The organism is Gemmobacter nectariphilus DSM 15620, assembly GCF_000429765.1.
Classification (GTDB): Bacteria; Pseudomonadota; Alphaproteobacteria; order Rhodobacterales; family Rhodobacteraceae; genus Wagnerdoeblera; species Wagnerdoeblera nectariphila.
Genome location: NZ_AUCM01000005.1, coordinates 115,555 through 136,852 on the forward strand (window position 1 = coordinate 115,555; position 21,298 = coordinate 136,852).

Here is a 21,298-nt window from a genome sequence, read left to right on the forward strand (position 1 = left end):
GTTCGCGGGCAGAAATCCGCCATGAAACCCCGCTCGCCCCGCCTTGCCGCCCGCGCGCTGATCCTGCATGACAACCGGCTGCTGCTGGTCAACGCCTGGCCTGGCGGCATCTCCGATCTGTGGTGCGCACCTGGCGGCGGCGTCCATGCCGGCGCCTCGCTGCCCGACAACCTGCGGCGCGAGATCCACGAGGAATGCGGCTTCGACATCAGTGTCGGCCCGCCTTGCCTGGTGAACGAATTCCACGACCCGGACAGCGGCTTTCATCAAGTCGACATCTATTTCCGCTGCACGCCGGTTTCGGGGCTGATCCCGCCAGACTGGCGCGACCCCGAGGGCATCGTTACCGAACGCCGCTTCGTGACACGCGAGGAACTCGCAACGCTGCGACACAAACCGGACAGCCTTGGCCCCGTCGCCTGGGGCGAGGGGCTGTTCTACGATCCGCTGGAAGTGATCGTGCGCTGAGGAGTGAGCCCAGCTAACCAAAGGCCGCGCCGGATGGATACCGAAGGATTTGGGTATTTGCAGCAAGGTGAAAGGACAAGCGAGGTGAAAGGACAAGCGCGGCGCCCTGCTCATTCATCTGTCCGAAAAATATCCCCGCCGGAGGCTCCCGCAGGCACCACCAGCACAGCGCCGGACAAGCGCGCCGCCCAGGCCACATTCCGCGGCAGCGCCGCCGAGCGGGGGCTCGATGCCCCCCGAGGCGGCCCCTACAGCAGTTCCACCAGCACAACCCCGGCGCCAAGACCTGCAAGGGCCAGACCTGCCCCCAGAAGCACCCACCAGACCGGATGCGTGGCGCGGGCGGGCGGGCGGGCTGGGCCGGACTGGCGGATCAACGCAGCCTCGACCATGGCGGGCAGGCGGGGGCCAAAACGGGCGACAACCCGCGCCGCGCGGCCCAGATCGCGGGCCAGCGCCATCGGCCCGACATTGCGGGTGATATAGGCCTCGACCACCGGCCGCGCGACCTTCCAGATGTTGATATGGGGATCGAGCGTGCGCGCGACGCCTTCGACCACCACCATCGTGCGTTGCAGCAAGATCAGCTCGGTCCGCGTCTGCATTCCGAACCGCTCTGTCACCTCGAACAGATAGGCCAGGAGCCGCGCCATCGAAATGCCGGTCGCATCCATGCCAAAGATCGGCTCGCCCACCACCCGCAGCGCGCGGGCGAATTCGTCGATGTCGCGGTCTGCGGGCACATAGCCGGCCTCGAAATGCACCTCGGCCACGCGGCGGTAATCGCGGCGGATGAAGCCGATCAGGATCTCGGCATAGACCCGGCGGGTGTATTCATCCAGCCGCCCCATGATGCCGAAATCATAGAACACCAGATCGCCGCTTGCCGCGACCTTGAGGTTGCCCTGGTGCATGTCGGCATGAAAGAACCCGTCGCGCAGCGCATGGGACAGGAACAGCGCCAGCACCCGCGACCCCAGCGCTACCCGGTCATGCCCCGCCGCATCCAGCGCCGGCAGGTCGGCAAGGCCGATCCCCTCGGCCCAGTCCAGCGTCATCACCTGACGCCCGGACAGGGACCAGTTCGGGCGCGGCACGGTCATGCCCGCGTCATCCGCCGTGTTCGCGGCGAATTCGGCGGCCGAAGCCGCCTCGAGCCGCAGGTCCAGCTCGCCATCCACCACGCCTTCGAAATGCGCCACCACATCCGAGGGGCGCAAACGGCGCGAGAAGGGCACGATGGCCTCGATCAGCCAGGCCGCAAGGTGAAAGGCGTCGATATCCTTGCGGAACGCCCGCTCGATGCCGGGGCGCAGCACCTTGACGGCAACCTCCTGCCCTGTCGCCGCCAGCCGCGCGCGGTGGACCTGGGCGATCGAGGCGGCGGCAACGGGTTCCGAAAATTCGGAGAAGGTCACATCCACGTCGATTTCCAGCTCGTCCGCGACGATCCGCTTGGCCGTGGCGGTGGCAAAGGGCGGCAGGCGGTCTTGCAGCATGGTCAGCTGCTGGGCCAGCTCTGCCCCCACGATGTCGGGCCGGGTCGAGAGGATCTGGCCGAACTTGACATAGGCCGGACCCAGCGCGGTGATCGCGCGGGTGGCGGGCGGCAAGGTCGGATCGCCCCTGAGCCCCAGCCACTTGAACGGCCAGCCCATCACCCGCGCGGCAAAGCGCAGGCGGGGCGGTGCGTCCATGGCCTCGAGCACAACACCGATGGCGCCGGTGCGTTCCATGGTCGCCAGCGTGCGGATCAGCCGCCACAGGTTATGCGGGCCGCGCATCGGTTACAGCTTCCAGCCGGAATGCAGGGCGGCAATGCCCATGGTCAGGTTGCGGTATTTCACCTGACCAAAGTCAGCCGCGCGGATCATGCCGGCAAAGGTTTCCTGATCGGGGAACTGACGGATCGATTCCACCAGATACTGATAGCTGTCGCGATCGCCCGTCACCACCTGCCCCATCGTCGGGATGACATTGAAGGAATAGAGGTCATAGGCCTTTTGCATCAGATCGTTCGGGATCTGGCTGAATTCCAGCACCATGATCCGCCCGCCAGGCCGCAGGACGCGATAGGCCTCGCGCAGCGCCTCGTCGATGCGCACGACGTTCCGGATGCCGAAGCTGATCGTGTAGACGTCAAAGCTGTTGTCGGCAAAGGGCAGCGCCATCGCATCGCCCACCACCCAGTCCAGCCGATCTGCCATGGCGCCGGCCTCGGCGCGCTGGCGCCCCTCGACCAGCATGGATTCGGTCATGTCGCACACCACCGCCGACGATCCCGGCGCACGGCCAAGGAAGCGAAAGGCCACATCGCCCGTGCCGCCCGCCACATCCAGCAGGCGCTGGCCAGGGCGCGGGGCCAGCCAGTCCATCATCGCATCTTTCCAGATGCGATGGATGCCCATGCTCATCAGGTCGTTCATCACGTCGTATTTCGAGGCGACCGAGGTGAACACCCCATGCACCATGCCGGCCTTTTCCGATTCCGGCACGTCGCGAAACCCGAAATGCGTTGTCGCGTCCTTGTCGTCGGTCATGCCGCGCCCTCGCCCGAAAATTGCCACGAGGGGGATATAGCCGGGCAGGGTCGAAGGGGAAACCGGCAAATGGCCACAGGAACCGCCATGACATATGACGATCCGCTGATGATTGCCCTGCTGCTGCTTGGCGTTCCGGCGCTGCTGGTCAATCTGTCGGCCTGGCTGCTGGGCAGGTGGATCGCTCCGCCCTTGCAATGGCAGGGCCATGGACCGGCCACGCCTGCCGGGGCGCCGCCCGGGCACGGCACGGCCGAGACGCGACTGTCCGCATCGACTGGCTGGCGCGCGGTCGTGGCCGTGATGATTGCAGGCCTGGGGCTGGCACTGGTGCGGCTGAACGGTGGCGAGCTGCCATCCTGGCCGGCGCTGGCGGTTCTGGCGGTGCTGGGCTGGAATGCCCTTGCGCTCTGGCTGTGGCAGTTGCGGTTCGACTCGGTCGGTGTCTCGGTGCCGGTCCTGATCTTCTGGCGCCGCGCGCGGCTGTGGCGGCAGCTGGACAGCGTGGCCGACGACAACCCGCTGTTCGTGACGCTTCACTTTGCCGATGGCGCGGTGATGCGGGTGCCAAAGCATATTGCCGGCGGGGACAAGTTGCTGCACATGGCGGCCTACTGGATCACTCAGGATCAGGCACCCGCCCATGCCCGAATTGCCCGAGGTTGAAACCGTCCGCCGCGGCCTTGTGCCGCTGATGGAAGGGGCGACCATCGCCGCCGCCGACATCCGCCGCCCCGATCTGCGCTGGCCCTTGCCCGACCGCATGGCACAGCGGCTGACCGGCCAGCGGGTGGATGCGCTGCGGCGGCGGTCGAAATACATCCTGGCCGATCTGTCGGGGGGCGAGACGCTGCTGATCCATCTGGGCATGTCGGGGCGGATGCTGATCTCGCCGCCTGGCGAGGGCGCACAGGTGGTGGGTGAGTTCACCCATGACCACGGCGCCATCGGCAAGCATGACCATATCGTGCTGGACATGGACAATGGCGCGCGGATCACCTTCAACGATGCGCGCCGGTTCGGCATGATGGACCTGATGGACACCGCCCGCGCCGAGACCCATCCGCTGCTGGCAGGGCTGGGGCCCGAACCCTTTGGCAACGGCTTTTCGGAAAGCTGGCTGGCCAGCCGGCTGGCCGGGCGCAAGACCCCGATCAAGGCCGCGCTGCTGGATCAGTCCAATATTGCGGGCCTTGGCAATATCTATGTCTGCGAGGTGCTGTTTCGCGCCGGCATCCACCCGGCCACGCTGGCGCGCGATCTGACGCCGGCGCAGATCGCCCGGCTGGTCCCGCTGATCCGCGAGGTGCTGGCCGAGGCGATCGAGGCGGGCGGATCCTCCTTGCGCGATTACCGTCAGGCCGATGGCGAGCTGGGCTATTTCCAGCACGCCTTTCGGGTCTATGGCCGCGAGGGCGAAGCTTGCGTCACCCCCGGCTGCACCGGCACCATCGCGCGGCTTGTGCAATCGGGGCGATCGTCCTTCTTCTGCCCGCTGTGCCAGAGATGACTTGATCCCTGCCCCGGTCCTGATAGGACTCGGCCCAGAAAAACGACTGGGGAACAAGCCATGGCCTTTGAGACGATCATCGTCGAGATCGAGGACTACGTCGCCGTCGTGCGGCTGAACCGGCCCGAGGCGCTGAATGCGCTGAACGGCAAGTTGCTGGGCGAACTGGCCGAGGCGCTTGGGGCGCTGGACGCGAACGACAAGGTGCGCTGCATCGTCCTGACGGGATCGGAAAAGGCCTTTGCGGCTGGCGCCGACATCAAGGAGATGTCCGAGAAATCCTTTGTCGACATGTTCACGCAGGATTTCTTTACCCCGGAAACCGAAGCCCTGCTGCGCGTGCGCAAGCCCATCGTGGCCGCGGTCGCCGGCTATGCCCTGGGCGGCGGGTGCGAGCTGGCGATGATGTGCGATTTCATCATCTGCGCCGACAATGCCAAGTTCGGCCAGCCGGAAATCAACCTTGGGGTCGTGGCCGGGATCGGCGGCACCCAGCGTCTGACGCGCTTTGTCGGCAAGTCCAAGTCGATGGACATGCACCTGACCGGCCGCTTCATGGACGCGGCCGAGGCTGAACGCTCGGGCCTTGTCTCGCGCGTGGTGCCGCTCAAGGATCTGATGAAGGAAACCATGGCCGCCGCCCGCAAGATCGCGGAAAAATCGCAGATCGCGGTGATGGTGGTCAAGGAATCGGTCAACCGCAGCTATGAGACCACGCTGCGCGAAGGCATCCTGTTCGAGCGCCGCGTGTTCCATTCGCTGTTCGCCAGCGAGGATCAGAAGGAAGGCATGGCCGCCTTCATGGAAAAGCGCACCCCGCAGTTCCGCGACAAGTAATTCAAGGGGGGCGCCGCCGGCGCCCCTTTCCTTTGGTGCGGCGATGGTGTATGCGCCGCCCTTACATGCGCGTGGGCCCGCTTAGGCAAGAATCGATCCGGTCATCTGTGACCGGGTTTCGGGTCTTTTGCGCAACCGTAACGTAACAGACCTGAAAGATCGAAAGCCCATGGCCAATACGCCCCAGTCCGAAAAACGCGCCCGTCAGTCCGAAGCCCGCTATGCCGTGAACAAGGCACGCCGCTCGCGCATCCGCACCTACCTGCGCAAGGTGGAAGAAGCGATCGCCTCGGGCAATGCCGACGCGGCCAAGGCGGCTCTGCTGGCCGTGCAGCCGGAACTGGACCGTGGCGTCACCAAAGGCGTTCTGCACAAGAATACGGTCGCGCGCAAAATGTCGCGCCTGTCGGCCCGCGTGAAGGCCCTGGGCACCGCTTCGGCCTGAATTCTTCCGACATCTCAAGACGTTGTGACGGGCGCCCCATTCGGGCGCCCGTTCGTTTTTGTCACGCAACTGTGGCATCTGTGCAAAGGCTGCGGGATTCGGATCCGGCAATCCCCGAGTCAACAGCGAAGTTCGGTTGCGGCCGCCTTGCCGGGATTGCTAGCTTGGGCCTGCGATTCACATCGTCTCCTGGGGGGGGACATGACGATCGCAAGGGGCCTGCCGCGTTCTGCCAACCCTTTGCATTTGTTTTGAAATGCGCAATTCCTGCGCGCCGCGATTCGACTGCTCCCGCAGGCGTTTCGTGGCGTGCCAGTGTGTTGTCTGCATCTCGCGTCCTCCCCCAGAGCGAAACGTGACCGCCATTGGCAGGCATGGCCATCCCTTCCGGGGTGGCTGTGGCAATGACAACAACAATGTTCAGATCGGGACAGATGACGGAAGAAACTTGGGGGCAGGTGCGTGAAGAGCTTATCAAGCGGGTGGGCCGCAACAACTACCTGACCTGGATCGAGCCCCTGCGATTCGCCGACCTGTCTGACGGTGTGGCACGGTTTACCGTTCCGACCAGCTTTCATGGCGATTGGGTGGCGCGCAACTTTGGCGAACACATCCGGCGCGAGCTGATGAATTCCGGCGCCCCGGTGGCGCGCGTCGAATTCGCGGTCGCCCGTCAGGCCGCGCGCCCTGCCCCGGCGCCTGCGGCCCGCCCGGTGGCCGCCGCGCCCGCCGCCCAGCCCCAGCCCCGCCCGGCCGACGAGGCCGAACTGACCAGCGCCCCGCTGGATGCGCGCTTTACCTTTGACACGTTTGTGGTCGGCAAGCCGAACCAGCTGGCCCATGCTGCCGCACGCCGCGTGGCCGAGGGCGGGCCGGTCAGCTTCAACCCGCTGTTCCTCTATGGTGGCGTGGGGCTGGGCAAGACCCACCTGATGCACGCCATCGCCCACGAGATCACCGCCCGCAACCCGGACGCGCGCGTTCTGTATCTGTCGGCCGAGCAGTTCATGTACCGCTTTGTCCAGGCGCTGCGCGACAAGCAGATCATGTCCTTCAAGGAGCTGTTCCGTTCGGTTGACGTGCTGATGGTCGATGACGTGCAGTTCATCGCCGGCAAGGACAGCACGCAGGAAGAGTTCTTCCATACCTTCAACGCGCTGGTTGACCAGAACCGCCAGATCGTCATTTCCGCCGACCGCGCCCCGGGCGAGATCAAGGGCCTTGAAGAGCGAATCGCCAGCCGCCTGCAATGCGGCCTGATCGTCGATCTGCACCCGACCGACTATGAGCTGCGCCTTGGCATCTTGCAGCAGAAGGCGGATTTCTACCGCGGCCAGTATCCGGGCCTGAAGATTGCGCCGGGTGTCCTGGAGTTCCTGGCCCATCGCATCACCTCGAACGTGCGGGTGCTGGAAGGCGCGCTGACGCGGCTGTTCGCCTTTGCCTCGCTGGTCGGGCGGGAAATCACGCTGGATCTGGCGCAGGACTGCCTGGCCGACATCCTGCGCGCCTCGGACCGCAAGGTCACGATCGAGGAAATCCAGCGCAAGGTGGCGGAACATTACAACATTCGCCTGTCGGACATGATCGGACCGAAACGCCTGCGCGCCGTGGCCCGGCCGCGTCAGGTGGCGATGTATCTGTCCAAACAGCTGACCTCGCGCAGCCTGCCGGAAATCGGCCGCCGCTTTGGCGGGCGCGATCACACCACCATCATGCATGGCGTCAAGAAGATCGAAGAGCTGATGTCGACCGACAGCCACCTTGCCGACGATCTGCAGATGCTGCGCCGCCTGCTGGAAGGCTGAGGCGCCACGCTGCGGCGCAGAAATTCGCCGCAGCCTGCTTGCAGAAGGTGACATTCGCAGCGCCCCCGCCTATAACGCGCCCGAAATTGCAACCTTCGCGAAGGCGCTTCCATGACCACGCTCGTTTTCGGCCACAAATCCCCCGACACCGATTCCACCGGCTCGCCCATCATCTGGGCCTGGTACCTGTCCGAAGTGAAGGGCACCCCGGCGAAACCCGTGCTGCTGGGCGAGCCGAACACCGAAGCCGCCTTCGTGCTCAAGCACTGGGATCTGGCCAAGCCGGAAATCATTGCGGACGTGTCGGCCGAGGACAAGGTTGTCATCGTTGACACCAACAACCCGGCCGAGCTGCCCCCCTCGGTGAACGATGCCAAGATCGAAGGCATCATCGACCACCACATGCTGGTGGGCGGGTTGAAGACGAAAAACCCGATCGACATCACCATCCGCCCGCTGGCCTGCACCGCGACCATCATGCACGACCTGATGGGCGAGGCGCTGACCGCCGCGCCGCGCGGGATCAAGGGCGCGATGCTGTCGTGCATCCTGTCCGACACGCTGGAATTCCGCTCGCCCACCACCACCCCGCATGACCGTGCCGTGGCCGAGAAGCTGGCTGCCGATCTGGGCGTGAACCTGAACGAGCTGGCCACCGCGATGTTCGAGGCGAAGTCGGACGTGTCCGCGTTCTCGGACGCCGAGCTGCTGCGGATGGACAGCAAGGAATACAACGTCGCCGGCAAGGAACTGCGCGTGAGCGTGCTGGAAACCACCGCGCCCAAGGTCGTGCTGGACCGCAAGGACAGCCTGATGGCCAGCATGGTGGACGTGGCCAAGGAAGACGGCGCTGATCAGGTGCTGCTGTTCGTCGTCGACATCATCAAGGAAGAAGCGACGCTTCTGGTGCCGAACGATCTGGTCAAGCAACTGGCCGAAGCCAGCTTTGGCTGCACCGTGTCGGGCGATACGGTCGTGCTGCCGGGCATCATGAGCCGCAAGAAGCAGATCATTCCGGCGCTCAAGCTGTGATCGTGAAGGGGGGCTTTGCGCCCCCCATCCCCGCCGGCCAGGGCCGGCGGGAATTCCCCCCGCAGGATATTTGTATCAAGGCGAAGGGGATCAGCAGTTCGGAACGTTGACGGCCAGCCCGCCCAGTGACGTTTCCTTGTATTTCTCGTTCATGTCGCGGCCGGTCTGACGCATCGTCTCGATGCAGGCGTCAAGGCTGACCAGATGCTGGCCATCGCCCCGCAAGGCCAGAGAGGCGGCAGAGACCGCCTTGATCGCGCCAAGGCCGTTGCGTTCGATGCAGGGCACCTGGACCAGCCCCTTGACCGGGTCACAGGTCATGCCAAGGTGGTGTTCGAGGGCGATTTCGGCGGCGTTTTCCACCTGTGCCGGCGAGCCGCCCAAGACCGCGCAAAGCCCCGCCGCCGCCATGGCCGCCGCGCTGCCGACCTCGGCCTGACAGCCACATTCCGCCCCGCTGATCGAGGCATTGTGCTTGCACAGGCCCCCGATGGCGGCCGCCGTCAACAGGAACTCGCCCACGCGGTCCTGCGAGGCGCCGGGGACATGATCCAGCCAATAACGGATCACCGCAGGCACCACGCCCGAGGCACCATTGGTGGGCGCTGTCACCACCTGCCCGCCGGCCGCGTTTTCCTCGTTCACCGCCATGGCATAAAGGCTCATCCAGTCGTTGATGACATGCGGCGGGGCAAGGTTGCGGCCGCGTTCGGCCAGCAGCGCCTGATGGATGCCATGGGCGCGGCGGCGCACCTTCAGCCCGCCGGGCAGAATGCCCTCGGCCGCGATGCCGCGGTCGATGCAGGCGGCCATCACCTGCCAGAGCCGGGCAAGGCCTGCGTCAAGGTCTGCGGGCGGGCGGGTCGCGCATTCGTTGGCGCGCTTCATGGCGGCAATCGACAGGCCGGATTCGCGCGCCATCTGCAGCATCTGGGCTGCCGTCTCGAACGGATAGGGCACGCGGGCAGCGGGGCGGGCCTCGGCGCCTTGGGCGAGTTCGTCGGCTGTCAGGACAAAGCCGCCACCGACCGAGTAATAGGTTTCCTGAAAGATCACATCGCCCTGGGCGTCCGTGGCCCGCAGCACCATGCCATTGGCATGGCCCGGCAGCGGCGGGCCATAGTCAAAGATCAGATCGCGGGCCGGGTCGAAGGCCAGATCGCCCAGCCCCTCGGCCCGGATGCGGCGATGGGTGCGAATGTCGTCCAGCGCCGCTTCGGCGAGGGCATGGTCGTAGCTGTCGGGGGCGAACCCGGCAAGGCCAAGGATCGTCGCCCGGTCGGTCGCATGGCCGACGCCGGTAAAGGCCAGCGATCCGTGCAAGCTGGCGCGCAGGCCATGGGCATGGAACGGCAGGCCGCGCAGCCGGTCCAGAAAGCGCCGGCCCGCCACCATGGGGCCCATGGTATGCGAGGACGACGGCCCTATGCCGATCTTGAAGATCTCGAACACCGACAGGAACATGATGCCTCCTCGCACCGCGATGGCGCGAGTCTGCCTCAGCCGGTGGCCAAAGCCAATGGGCTGGCGGTGAAGTCGGCGCCCGTCACCTCGGCTTCGAAGAACGGCGCATAGGCGGGGGTGCCCCAGTGGTTGCCCATTTCGACATGCGTGGGGATGCGGAACCCGCCGAACCTGCCATGCGCAAGAACACGGCCGCCAAAGGGTTGCAGCTGCCAGCGTCTTTGCGGGTTCGCATCGGACCATCGCGGCGCGACAAGGGTTCGCGGGCTGCCATCTTCGGCCAGATCAAGGCGCATCGGGGCAACACCCGTCAGGGCGGGAAAGCCAACCTCGGTCTGTGCGCCGTCCAGATCGCGCCAGACCGCGCCCGCCTGCGGCAGCAGCGCCGCGGGGCACCAGACGGCCTCCATCAGGGCGCGGGTGGCGGCAGAGCGCAGATGATCGGGCGTGCCACCAGCGCGGGCAACCGGGACAAGCCCAAGGGCGCGAAAGCGGGTCCAGCTGCGCGCGGGCTGCCCGGGCAAGGCAAGCAGACCGTCGGACCCTGAAAAGGCGCCGATCCCCTGCCCGATATGCGCCTGCCACACCAGGCCATGCGGCGGCGCCAGAACCTGCCGGGCCCGCATCGGCAGACCCTTGCCGTTGAGCACAAAGCGGCCCCGCATCTGCAGGCACACCACCGGCGACAGCACCGTGCCCGGCGCGATCGCCCATGTCAGGTAGCGGCGGGCAAGCGGCGGCAGGCCGTCCAGCATGGCAGGATCGAAACGGGTGGGCGCCGGCCGGGCGGACAGCGCCGCCGAGGCCTGCCGATCATCGCGCAAATCGGCCTGGCGGCGCCAGACGCCTGCGGCGACAAGCCCCGCCAGTCCAGCGCCCAACGCGGTCAGCCAGCCCGGCATCTTCGCCCCCTTTGCCCAAGTCAGAGCGCCCTACCAGCGCCCCCCGAGGAAAGTCCCCAGCACTTCGTTGATGATCCGGTCGGCCAGATCGGGCTGACGGGCCCCAGGCTGCGGCTGGCCGGGCTGCGGCACACCGCCCGAGGATGCCTCGGACGAGGTGCCGGGCACCTGCGGGGGCAGGCGCGGTTCCGGCACCTTCTTCGGCAACGGACGTGAGGGCAGCCCTTCATGCACACGCACCATGACCTCTTTCCAGATCTCTGCTGGCAGACCACCGCCGGTGACGCCGGTCAGCGGGGTGTTGTCATCATAACCCATCCATACACCGGCCACATAGTCCGCGGTAAACCCCACGAACCAGGCATCCCGGGCCGCCTGAGTCGTGCCGGTCTTGCCAGCCGCCTCGCGGCCCGGCAGTCTTGCCCGTCCGCCGGTGCCGCTGTCTATGACCTGCATCATCATCCAGGTCAGATAGCGGGCGGCGTCTTCCTGGATCACCCGCTCTCCGATGCCGCCGGACTGGGTGATCAGCGGGGTCTTGTCGCCCTTCAGACGCAGCTCGATCAAGCCGTAGGGTTTGACCGACGAGCCGCCGTTCAGGATGCCGGCATAGGCGCCCGTCATTTCCACCAGCGTTGCCTCGGACACGCCAAGCGCCAGGGCCGGCCCCTGCGCAAGGTCGGAGACGATGCCGAACTGCTCGGCCACCTGGCGCACGGCATCGCGGCCCACCGCCTCGGAGATGCGCACGGCGGGGATGTTGCGCGATTCCTTCAGCGCCTCGGTCAGGGTCATCACGCCCTTGAAGTCGCGCGTGTAGTTTTGCGGCGTCCATGGGCCCGATCCAGGCACGCGAATGGTCAGCGGGCTGTCATCGACATAATCGGCCGGCGAATAGCCCATGTCCAAGGCCGCCGCATAGACAAACGGCTTGAACGCCGACCCCGTCTGCCGCCGCGCCATGGTGGCCCGGTTGAAGGATCCGGGCGCGCCGATCTTGCGCCCGCCCACCATGGCCCGCACCGCGCCATCGGCCGACATCACGACGACAGCGGCCTGCGCCTTGGACCCGGATTTGAGCTTGGTCTCGAAGACCGCATCCACGGCGCTTTCTGCGGCCTTTTGCAGGTGCTGGTCCAGCGTGGTGTGGATGGTCACATCCTCGGTCGTGTCGCGGGCCAGATAGCTGGGGGCGCTGTCCACCACCCAGTCGGCGAAATAGCCCCCCGCGCGCTGTTCGGCCTCGGGCGACAGGGTGGCAGGATGGCTGCGGGCATCGTCGGCCTCGGCCTTGGTCAGGTAGCCCTGATCCTGCATCAGCCCGATGATCACGCTGGCCCGGTCCTGCGCGCGCTTGAGGTTGTTGGTCGGCGCATAATACGACGGCGCCACCAGCAGACCTGCCAGCATCGCTGCCTCGGCCGGTTTGACCTGACGCGAGGATTTGCCGAAATAGCGCTGCGCCGCCGCCTCGAACCCGCGCGCCCCCGCGCCCAGATAGGCGCGGTTCAGGTAGATCGTCAGGATCTCGTCCTTGGAATATTTCCATTCCAGCGCAAAGGCATAGGGCACTTCCTTGAGCTTGCGCACCAGAGAGCCCTTGCGGCAGTCGGCCTCATACTCCGCCTCGGTCTTCCAGCGCTTGGGGTCATAGTCGACGCCAAGGCACAGCAGTTTCGCGACCTGCTGGGTGATGGTGGACCCGCCGTTGCCCTGAAAGGCCCCGCGGCCTTCGGACAGGTTGATGCGAATCGCGCTGGCAATGCCGCGGGGCGACACGCCGAAATGGCCAAAGAACCGCTTGTCCTCGGTTGCGACCACCGCATTGCGCAGATGTTTCGAGACATTGGTGGACGAAACCTGCCCGCCATAGGTTTCGCCCCGCCAGGCAAAGACATTGCCCTCGTGGTCCAGCAGCGTGACCGATCCGCGCTGGCGCCCGTCCAGCAATGCGGACAGCTCGGGCATCTGGGCATGAAAGAACCAGGTGGCAGCGAACAGGATCAGCGCGACAACCGCCGTCACCCGCCAGGCGACGCCCCAGACCATGCGCCAGATGAACCGCAAGATGCCGGAAAAGAACCCGACGATCCCGCCGCGCCGCGGCGGGCGGGGCGCCTTGCGCTTGGGCGCAGGCGCCTTGGCCGGCGTCTTGCCCGCCGGCGCCTTGCGCGCAGAACCCGTTCGACGCACCGCCACCATGGGTGGCTTGCCTGATCCCTTTGCCGTCATGCGTGCCTGTCCGCCCGTTGTCGGGCCCTTGCCTTGTTGGCGGCACAATAGCCCGGAACGGCCAGAGTGCGAAGGGGGAAGACCCGACGATTCGCGTCAGCATACCGCCCAAAACTTAATCAATGCCCGTCAATTGTGCAAAACTTGTGCATTTTGCGCTGTCTTGGGCCGGTTTCCGCCTGCGTCCAGCGTTGTGCTGCACCTGCACATTGGCGTGAGGTGGCGCCGTGGGCCCATCGCGGGCCGCCTGCCAAAGGAAGGGTGACGACGTGAAACTCATCATAGCAGCGATCAAGCCGTTCAAGCTCGAGGAGGTGCGCGAGGCGCTCACCGCCATCGGCGTGCGCGGCATGATGGTAACCGAGATCAAGGGCTTCGGCACGCAGTCGGGTCATACCGAAATCTATCGCGGCGCAGAATACGCAGTGAACTTCGTGCCCAAGGTCAAGCTGGAGCTGGTCGTCAGCGACACCATGGCGGATCAGGTCGTCGACACCATCCGCGCGACCGCCACCACCGGCAAGATCGGTGACGGAAAGATCTTCGTCCTCGACGTCGAGGGCGCGGTGCGCGTGCGCACCGGCGAGACCGACGACAACGCGCTCTGACCTGCGGCTTGTGAAGGGAAAGCAGAAGAAATGTTCAACCGTCTGAAGTTCGCTGGAGTCTCGGCCCTTGCGGTGTCGATGATTGCCGGCCTGCCCGCCTGGGCGCAGGAAGCCACCGCCCCGGCCGCGGTTCCGACCGATATGGTCTTCATCATGAACTCGCTGATCATGATCATCGGCGGGATCCTGGTATTCTGGATGGCCGCCGGTTTCGCCATGCTGGAAGCCGGCCTTGTCCGGTCCAAGAACGCCGCCATGCAGCTGATGAAGAACATCACCGTGTTCTCGGTCGCCTGCATCATGTATTACGTCCTCGGCTATTCGATCATGTATCCGGGCGACGGCTGGATGATCCAGGGCATCCTGGGCGCCATCGGCACCGCCCAGCTGGAAGCCGTGGGCGTCGAAGTCTCGGGCCTTGATGCCTATGACTATGCCTCGACCTCGTCGGACTTCTTCTTCCAGGTCATGTTCTGCGCCACCACTGCCTCGATCGTGTCGGGCGCGCTGGCCGAACGGATCAAGCTGATCCCCTTCCTGATCTTCACGCTGGTCCTGACCGCGCTGATCTACCCGATCCAGGCATCGTGGAAATGGGGCGGCGGCTTCCTGGACGAGATGGGCTTCCTCGACTTTGCCGGCTCGACCGTCGTGCACTCGGTCGGTGGCTGGGCCGCCCTGGTCGGCGCCATCATCCTTGGGCCGCGCATCGGCAAGTACAAGGACGGCAAGACCGTCGCCATGCCGGGCAACAACCTGGCGCTGGCCACGCTGGGCACCTTCATCCTGTGGATGGGCTGGTTCGGCTTCAACGGCGCCTCGCAGCTGGCCTTCTCGTCGGTCGGTGACGCCGCAGACGTGGGCCGCGTGATGGCCAACACCAACGCAGCCGCCGCTGGCGGTGCCGTGATCGCCCTGATCCTGACCATGGCGATGTACAAGAAGGCCGACCTGACCATGGTGCTGAACGGCGCTCTGGCCGGTCTGGTCGCCATCACCGCCGAGCCGCTGACCCCTGGCCTGGGCGCTGCGACCCTGATCGGTGCCGTTGGCGGCGTGATCGTGGTCTTCGCCGTGCCGTTCCTCGACAAGCTGAAGATCGACGATGTGGTCGGCGCCGTGCCGGTTCACCTGATGTCGGGCATCTGGGGCACCATCGCGGTGGTCTTCACCAACCCCGACGCCTCGCTGTGGGTGCAGCTGAAGTCGATCGTCATCGTGGGCGTGTTCACCGTGGTGGCCTCGCTGGTGGTGTGGTTCATCGTCAAGGCGATCTTCGGCCTGCGCGCTTCGGCCGAAGACGAGATGTTGGGCCTCGACAAGGCCGAGCTGGGCATGGAAGCCTATCCCGAGTTCGTCAAAGGCTGAACCTGGCCAACATTTGACACAAACGACCGAGCGCCCGGCCCGATGGCCGGGCGTTCCCTTTGGGGCGGCGTTTTTCCGCAACTGCATAATCGGAATCGCCTTTCCTGCTTGAAATCCACCCGCGGGCAAGGCTATGGCCACGCCAGGCGCCGAAAGCTGTCTGTCCGCATTGTTTTATGAAAGCCGAGATCCCATGGCCCTGTCCAATACCGCACCGATTCCCGAGCTGTATGTCTCTGCAGAATCTGCCCAGAAACTGAAATTCGAAGCTGGTAATCTTGTTTCCTGGGATCTGACCCCCCGTCAGATCTGCGACCTTGAACTGCTGATGAATGGCGGCTTCTACCCGCTCAAGGGCTTTCTGACCGAGGCCGATTATGACGGCGTCGTCGACAACATGCGCCTTGCAGATGGCGCGCTGTGGCCGATGCCGATCACGCTGGACGTCAGCGAGAAGTTCGCCGACGGGATCGAGCCGGGCACCGACATCGCGCTGCGCGATCAGGAAGGCGTGATCCTGGCGATCATGTCGGTCAGCGACAAATGGGTCCCGAACAAGGCCAAAGAGGCCGAGAAGGTCTTTGGTGCCGACGATCTGGCCCACCCGGCGGTGAACTACCTGCACAATGTCGCGGGCCCGGTCTATCTGGGTGGCCCGATCACCGGCATCCAGCAGCCGATGCACTATGACTTCAAGGCCCGCCGCGAGACCCCGAACGAGCTGCGCGCCTATTTCCGCAAGATGGGCTGGCGCAAGGTCGTCGCCTTCCAGACGCGCAACCCGCTGCACCGCGCGCACCAGGAACTGACCTTCCGCGCCGCCCGCGAGGCCGAGGCGAACCTGGTCATCCACCCGGTCGTGGGCATGACCAAGCCGGGCGACGTCGATCACTTCACCCGCGTGCGCTGCTACGAGGCGGTGCTGGACAAATACCCGCAATCGACGACCCACATGTCGCTGCTGAACCTGGCCATGCGCATGGCCGGCCCGCGCGAGGCCGTGTGGCACGGCCTGATCCGCCGCAACCACGGCATGACCCATTTCATCGTCGGCCGCGACCATGCCGGCCCCGGCAAGAACAGCCAGGGCAAGGATTTCTACGGCCCCTATGACGCGCAGGAACTCTTCAAGCAGCACGAAGAGGAAATCGGCGTGACCATGGTCGACTTCAAGCACATGGTCTATGTGCAGGAAAAGGCGCAGTACTACCCGGCGAACGAAGTGCCGGAAGGCTGCACCGTGCTGGACATCTCGGGCACCGAACTGCGCCGCCGTCTGCGCGAAGGGCTGGAGATCCCGGAATGGTTCTCGTTCCCCGAAGTGGTGGCCGAACTGCGCCGCACCTCGCCGCCGCGCGCCAAGCAGGGCTTTACCGTGTTCTTCACCGGCCTCTCGTGTTCGGGCAAGTCGACCATCGCCAACGCGCTGATGGTCAAGCTGATGGAGATGGGCGGCCGTCCGGTCACGCTGCTGGATGGTGACGTGGTGCGCAAGCATCTGTCGTCGGAACTCGGCTTCTCGAAAGAGCACCGCGACATCAACATCAAGCGCATCGGCTATGTCGCGTCCGAGATCACCAAGAACGGCGGCATTGCGATCTGTGCGCCGATCGCGCCCTACACCGCGACCCGCCGCGCCGTGCGCGAGATGATCGAGGCTTATGGCGCCTTCATCGAAGTCTATGTCGCGACCTCGGTCGAGGAATGCGAAAAGCGGGACCGCAAGGGCCTCTACAAGCTGGCCCGCGAAGGCAAGATCAAGGAATTCACCGGCATCTCGGACCCCTACGAAGCCCCCGAAAAGCCCGAACTCAAGCTGGATACCGAAGGTCTGGACGTCGATTACTGCGCCCAGCAGGTCATCCTGAAGCTGGAAGCGATGGGCCTGATCAAGGCCTGAGGCCTGTTCCATCGAACCAAAGGGGCGCCCCTTCGCGGGGGCGCCTTTTGCATTTCGGGGCCGGGCGCCATGAAAAAGGCCCGCCAATGGCGGGCCGTTCGGTATCGGATCGCGGGACCGCTAGTTTCCCAGCGCGTTCAGCGCCTGCTGCATCAACCCGTCCAGCGCCACACGCCCCTTGTCGATGGTCGCAACATAGGCGCGCAAGGCCGGCTCGGCCTGCGGAGCGGCCGCGATCAGGCGCGGCGCCTGCGCGTAAAGCAGCCAGGCCAGCACCGCCAGCAAGATCACCAGCCCAAAGCCCAGCCGGAACCCGCTGCGCCCGGCATCCGGCGCCGCCGTGATCACGCCCGCGCCGGCATTGCGGCCCGTAGCCCCGCTGGCATCCAGCGTCGAGTTGATCGCCTCGATGTCGGGCAACAGCTCGCGCCGCGCGCTGCGGGGCGGGGCGGGTGGCTCCGGGGCCTCGTCCTCGGGTTCGGGCTGCTCGTCGACCGGGGCCTGCGCCCGGGGCCGAATGCGCAGGCGCGGGGCGGCAGGCGCCTCGGGCAGGCCCAGCTCTGGCTGCATCTCCAGACTGCGGGCAGCGGCGCGCGCGGCTTCCTCGGACCGGGCGCGGGTCTCGCGCTCGGCCTCTTCGCGCAGCACGGCCAGCATGGATTCGTCCAGCGAGTGACGCCGCAGCACCTGCGGATCTTCAGGCTCGGGGGCGGGCGCCTCTTCGGGCTCGGCCTCGACCAGCTCCGCCTCGGTCATATCGGGGGACTGGAACCAGACATGGCCGCAGGCAGAACATTGCACATCCCGCCCTTCGGCAGGTATCAACGACGCGTCCACCTCGTATTGGGCGTCGCAGTTCGGGCAAATCAGTCGCATCGGCCATTATCCCCGCTCGTGCTGCCTGGCCCCCTTGGCAGCGCCCATTGTCGACGTTGTAGCAAGGGAACGCGGGTTCTTCCAGTATTCCCAACACCTTTGCACCAGTCATTGCAACGCTGTGCGCCTCGGGCCATTCTGCCACGGCCTGATTCGCAAAGGGACCAGCGTGATTTCGTTCGACAAGGTGGGCTACAGCTATGGCGGCGGCGAGTTGCTGTCGGACATTTCGCTGACGCTTGCGCCCGGATCGTTCCACTTTCTGACCGGGCCATCCGGTGCCGGAAAGACGACGTTCCTGAAACTGTGCTACGGGGAACTTCTGCCAACCTCGGGCCGTCTGACCCTGTTCGAGGGCGAGGCGCGCAGCCTGTCGCGCAACGATGTGGCCATGGTGCGCCGGCGCATCGGCGTCGTGCATCAGGACTGCCAGTTCCTTGACCACCTGCCGGTGGCCGCCAACATCGCCCTGCCGCTGACCGTGTCGGGCAAGGAACCCGATGTGGCGGACCTCGAGGATCTGATGACCTGGGTCGGTCTGCGCCCGCTGGCCGATGCGCTGCCCCCCTCGCTGTCCGGCGGGGAACGTCAACGCGCCGCCGTCGCCCGCGCCGTCATCATGTCGCCCGAGGTGATCCTGGCCGACGAGCCGACCGGGAACCTCGACTGGGAGATGTCCCAGCGCCTGCTGCGGCTGTTCGTCGAACTGAACCGGATGGGCAAGACCATCGTGATCGCCACCCATGACATGAACCTGATCCGCACCACCAAGGGGCAAGTCGCGGCCCGCGTGCTGCGCATCCAGAACCGGCGCGTCCAGCTGGCGGGGGCCGATCTGTGAAGCGGCTGCTGATCCTGACGGGCTTCGGGCCGGAAAGCGCGGCCTACCGGGTCGTTCCGCCCACGGGGCATACGGTCTGGCTGACCGGCTTTACGGCAGGGGCCATGACCTTTCTGGCGGTCTTTGCCCTGGCGCTGTCGCTGGCGGCGGGGCGGCTGGCCGACCGCTGGGCCGATGCGCTGACCAACACCGCGACCATCCGCATCTCGGCCCCGCCCGACCAGCTGGCGGCGCAGACCCGCGCGGTGCTGGATTTGCTGGGCACAACCCCCGGCATTCACGGCGCGCGCGCCCTGTCCGATGCCGAACAGCGCGCGCTGCTCGAGCCGTGGTTCGGCCCCGACTTGCCGGTCGACAGCCTGTCGCTGCCGCAGCTGGTCGAATTCACCGAGAACGATGGCGGATACGATGCCCAGGGCCTGCGCCTGCGGCTTCAGGCCGAGGCGCCGGGCGCCGTGCTGGACGATCACACCCGCTGGCGCCGCCCGCTGACGGTGGCGGCGGAACGGCTGCGGCTGCTGGGCTGGCTGTCGCTGGCGCTGATCGGCGGGGCGCTGGCCGCGATGATCACGCTGGCCGCCAATGCCTCGCTGGCCGCCAATGCCCAGGTGATCCGGGTGCTTCGGCTGGTCGGCGCGCAGGACGATTTCATCGCCGGGGCCTTCGTGCGCCGCTTTACCTTGCGGGCGGTGGCGGGGGCTGCGGTCGGCATGGTGCTGGGTGTTGCGGGAATCTTGCTGCTACCTTCGGCCGATGCGGCGGGCGGGTTCCTGACCGGGCTGGGCTTTCAGGGCTGGGGCTGGCTGGTGCCGCTGGTGCTGCCGGCGATCGCCGCGCTTGTCGCCTGGGCCGCCACCCGGACGGCCGCCTTTTCCAAACTGCGGGAGCTGACCTGATGGGCCCCTTGCGCCTTGCGCTGCAATATGTGCTGTCGCTGATCTTCATCGTGCAGATGTATCTGGCGATGGCGGTCATGGCGGTGATCTTCCTGCCATGGGCGCTGACCTCGCCCTCTGGGGCCTTTGCCGCCTGCCACAGCTATTGCGTCTGGGTCCGCTGGACGGCGCGCTGGCTGGTCGGGCTGAAGTCGGAAATCCGCGGCACCCCGCCCAGGGATGTCGTGCTGGTCGCCGCCAAGCATCAATCGTTCTTCGACATCCTGCTGATCTTCGGCGCCATGCCCCGCCCCCGCTTCATCATGAAGCGCGAGCTGATCTGGACCCCGATCCTTGGCCAGTATGCCCTGCGCCTTGGCTGCATCGCGGTCGATCGTGGCAAGCGCGGCGCGGCAATCAAGAAGATGATCGCCGCTGTGGCTTCGGGCAAGGACAAGGGCGGGCAGCTGGCGATCTACGCCCAGGGCACCCGCGTCGCACCGGGGGTCAAGGCGCCCTACAAGATCGGCATCGGCGCACTTTACAAGGAACTGGGCCAGGATTGCGTGCCGGTCGCCACGAATGTCGGGGTGTTCTGGCCCCGGCACGGCATCTTGCGCAAGCCGGGCGTGGCTGTTGTGGACTTTCTGCCCCGTATTCCCGCCGGCAAACCGCTGCCAGAGTTCATGAAGGAACTCGAGACCGCCGTGGAAACCCGCTCGGACGAATTGATGGCCGAGGCGGGGTTCAAGAGGCGCCGCTAGGGCCGGCCGGCATCCAGCCAACTGGTGCGCTTGGCCCCGGTTCTGGATGGGTATTTGAAAAAAGGCAAAGCCACAAACGCAGGGACGGACGGCACCGTTGCCTCGGCGCGCCACCGTCTGGCAGGCGCGTCTTCGCTCAGGCACCGCTGCTGCGTTTCGCCTTGATCCAAATATCCTCGGGGGTGAATTGGCGCGGAACGCGACAAGAGGGGGCAGAAGGCCCCCTTCCCCGGTCGATGCAGGAAAGCCGCAGGGTGGGGGCAGGCCTAAGCCCGTGCGCCCAGTTTGCCTTGCACAAAGGCCACGATATCGGCCGCCGGCCGCGCCCCGGCCAGCCGCGCCACCTCGCGCCCCTTGCTGTACAGAACCAGCGCGGGGATCCCCTGAATCCGTGTGCGCGAGGCAATGTCGGGATGGTCTTGCGTATTCAGCTTGGCCAGCCGCACCTGCGGTGCCAGCGTCCTGGCGGCCTTGGCGAATTCGGGCGCCATCATCCGGCAGGGCCCGCACCATGGCGCCCAGTAATCGACCAGGATCGGCAGATCGTCGCGCTTGGTCGCCTTGTCATGGGCGGCAGGGTCAAGTTCGGCAACCGTGCCGGGCACCAGCGGATCGCCGCAGCTGCCACAGCGCGGCGACTGGTCCAGACGATCAAGCGGAACACGATTGGCCTGACCGCAGGTCAGGCAGGTAATGCGGGCAGCATCCATGGCGATCCTCGTGGGACTGGCTGTTTCACGGTAGATGGGCAGGCATGACCACTTTCCAAGGGGAAGGCGGCTGCGACGATCTGCCCACTCTTGCGTCATCCGCACCCCTGAGGCTAGA

Annotated in this window: 20 protein-coding genes; 13 read left to right on the forward strand and 7 right to left on the reverse strand. The window is 66.0% G+C overall.

Translation table 11 applies throughout. From position 1 onward, the window contains the following. The first annotated feature begins 21 nt into the window (after nucleotides 1–21). Complete coding sequence (locus G481_RS0105545; RefSeq protein ID WP_028029139.1) at nucleotides 22–468, forward strand: NUDIX domain-containing protein; 447 nt, start codon at nucleotides 22–24, stop codon at nucleotides 466–468. 248 nt (nucleotides 469–716) lie between these two features. Here G481_RS0105545 and ubiB read toward each other — a convergent pair whose 3' ends face one another. Together ubiB and ubiE are read right to left on the reverse strand one after the other, a co-directional pair. Beyond that, nucleotides 717–2,252, reverse strand: a complete 1,536-nt coding sequence (gene ubiB, locus G481_RS0105550; RefSeq protein ID WP_028029140.1) for a 2-polyprenylphenol 6-hydroxylase — start codon at nucleotides 2,250–2,252, stop codon at nucleotides 717–719. A 3-nt stretch (nucleotides 2,253–2,255) separates the two neighbouring features. After that, entirely contained in the window at nucleotides 2,256–3,008 is a 753-nt protein-coding gene (ubiE, locus tag G481_RS0105555) for a bifunctional demethylmenaquinone methyltransferase/2-methoxy-6-polyprenyl-1,4-benzoquinol methylase UbiE (RefSeq protein WP_028029141.1), read from the reverse strand. Nucleotides 3,009–3,095: 87 nt separating this feature from the next. Here ubiE and G481_RS0105560 point away from each other — a divergent pair, with 87 nt between their 5' ends. From G481_RS0105560 to G481_RS0105585, 6 genes are all read left to right on the forward strand, one after another. Further along, nucleotides 3,096–3,674, forward strand: a complete 579-nt coding sequence (locus G481_RS0105560) for a hypothetical protein (protein ID WP_028029142.1) — start codon at nucleotides 3,096–3,098, stop codon at nucleotides 3,672–3,674. After that, nucleotides 3,652–4,518 carry a bifunctional DNA-formamidopyrimidine glycosylase/DNA-(apurinic or apyrimidinic site) lyase gene (gene mutM / locus G481_RS0105565; protein WP_028029143.1) on the forward strand — a complete coding sequence of 289 codons (867 nt, stop codon included), beginning with the start codon at nucleotides 3,652–3,654 and terminating at the stop codon, nucleotides 4,516–4,518. Before G481_RS0105560 ends, mutM begins: the two co-directional genes overlap by 23 nt. Before the next feature lie 60 nt (nucleotides 4,519–4,578). Next, the gene (locus tag G481_RS0105570; protein ID WP_028029144.1) at nucleotides 4,579–5,355 is read left to right on the forward strand and encodes an enoyl-CoA hydratase; all 777 of its coding nucleotides are present in this window, start codon (nucleotides 4,579–4,581) and stop codon (nucleotides 5,353–5,355) included. Between the two features lie 169 nt (nucleotides 5,356–5,524). After that, the gene (rpsT, locus tag G481_RS0105575; protein ID WP_028029145.1) at nucleotides 5,525–5,800 is read left to right on the forward strand and encodes a 30S ribosomal protein S20; all 276 of its coding nucleotides are present in this window, start codon (nucleotides 5,525–5,527) and stop codon (nucleotides 5,798–5,800) included. Between the two features lie 434 nt (nucleotides 5,801–6,234). After that, nucleotides 6,235–7,608, forward strand: coding sequence for a chromosomal replication initiator protein DnaA (dnaA, locus tag G481_RS0105580; RefSeq protein WP_028029146.1), 1,374 nt, complete (start codon nucleotides 6,235–6,237; stop codon nucleotides 7,606–7,608). 111 nt (nucleotides 7,609–7,719) lie between these two features. Further along, entirely contained in the window at nucleotides 7,720–8,640 is a 921-nt protein-coding gene (locus tag G481_RS0105585; protein WP_028029147.1) for a manganese-dependent inorganic pyrophosphatase, read from the forward strand. A 90-nt stretch (nucleotides 8,641–8,730) separates the two neighbouring features. On the opposite strand, the gene G481_RS0105590 is transcribed toward G481_RS0105585, so the two are convergent. The 3 genes from G481_RS0105590 to G481_RS22940 are packed head-to-tail and all read right to left on the reverse strand — an operon-like array spanning nucleotide 8,731 to nucleotide 13,238. Next, nucleotides 8,731–10,104 carry an L-serine ammonia-lyase gene (locus G481_RS0105590; RefSeq protein ID WP_028029148.1) on the reverse strand — a complete coding sequence of 458 codons (1,374 nt, stop codon included), beginning with the start codon at nucleotides 10,102–10,104 and terminating at the stop codon, nucleotides 8,731–8,733. A 35-nt stretch (nucleotides 10,105–10,139) separates the two neighbouring features. Continuing rightward, a complete protein-coding gene (locus G481_RS0105595) occupies nucleotides 10,140–11,006 on the reverse strand; it encodes a DUF6544 family protein (protein WP_028029149.1) in 867 nt (288 codons plus the stop codon). 30 nt (nucleotides 11,007–11,036) lie between these two features. Then, on the reverse strand, nucleotides 11,037–13,238 hold the full coding sequence (locus G481_RS22940; protein ID WP_035025237.1) for a transglycosylase domain-containing protein: 2,202 nt from the start codon (nucleotides 13,236–13,238) through the stop codon (nucleotides 11,037–11,039). A 269-nt stretch (nucleotides 13,239–13,507) separates the two neighbouring features. On the opposite strand from G481_RS22940, the gene G481_RS0105605 reads away from it, so the two are divergent. The 3 genes from G481_RS0105605 (at nucleotide 13,508) to G481_RS0105615 (ending at nucleotide 17,114) form a co-directional block, all read left to right on the forward strand. Continuing rightward, a complete protein-coding gene (locus G481_RS0105605) occupies nucleotides 13,508–13,846 on the forward strand; it encodes a P-II family nitrogen regulator (RefSeq protein ID WP_028029150.1) in 339 nt (112 codons plus the stop codon). Between the two features lie 78 nt (nucleotides 13,847–13,924). Continuing rightward, a complete protein-coding gene (gene amt / locus G481_RS0105610) occupies nucleotides 13,925–15,214 on the forward strand; it encodes an ammonium transporter (RefSeq protein WP_051294345.1) in 1,290 nt (429 codons plus the stop codon). A gap of 193 nt (nucleotides 15,215–15,407) precedes the next feature. Next, complete coding sequence (locus G481_RS0105615) at nucleotides 15,408–17,114, forward strand: bifunctional sulfate adenylyltransferase/adenylylsulfate kinase (protein ID WP_028029152.1); 1,707 nt, start codon at nucleotides 15,408–15,410, stop codon at nucleotides 17,112–17,114. 120 nt (nucleotides 17,115–17,234) lie between these two features. Here G481_RS0105615 and G481_RS0105620 read toward each other — a convergent pair whose 3' ends face one another. Beyond that, nucleotides 17,235–17,990: a zinc-ribbon domain-containing protein gene (locus G481_RS0105620; protein WP_028029153.1), complete on the reverse strand. Its 756-nt coding sequence runs from the start codon at nucleotides 17,988–17,990 to the stop codon at nucleotides 17,235–17,237. Nucleotides 17,991–18,159: 169 nt separating this feature from the next. Between G481_RS0105620 and G481_RS0105625 the strand changes: the two genes are divergently transcribed. From G481_RS0105625 to G481_RS0105635, 3 genes are read left to right on the forward strand one after another with little or no spacing between them, the layout of a single operon-like run. Continuing rightward, nucleotides 18,160–18,831: a cell division ATP-binding protein FtsE gene (locus tag G481_RS0105625; RefSeq protein WP_028029154.1), complete on the forward strand. Its 672-nt coding sequence runs from the start codon at nucleotides 18,160–18,162 to the stop codon at nucleotides 18,829–18,831. After that, nucleotides 18,828–19,727, forward strand: coding sequence for a cell division protein FtsX (locus tag G481_RS0105630; protein ID WP_035025240.1), 900 nt, complete (start codon nucleotides 18,828–18,830; stop codon nucleotides 19,725–19,727). Before G481_RS0105625 ends, G481_RS0105630 begins: the two co-directional genes overlap by 4 nt. Next, nucleotides 19,727–20,470, forward strand: coding sequence for a lysophospholipid acyltransferase family protein (locus G481_RS0105635; RefSeq protein WP_035025242.1), 744 nt, complete (start codon nucleotides 19,727–19,729; stop codon nucleotides 20,468–20,470). Before G481_RS0105630 ends, G481_RS0105635 begins: the two co-directional genes overlap by 1 nt. A gap of 266 nt (nucleotides 20,471–20,736) precedes the next feature. Here the strand turns inward: G481_RS0105635 and trxA are convergent, their stop codons facing one another. Further along, entirely contained in the window at nucleotides 20,737–21,180 is a 444-nt protein-coding gene (gene trxA / locus G481_RS0105640) for a thioredoxin (protein ID WP_028029157.1), read from the reverse strand. Nucleotides 21,181–21,298 lie beyond the last annotated feature (118 nt).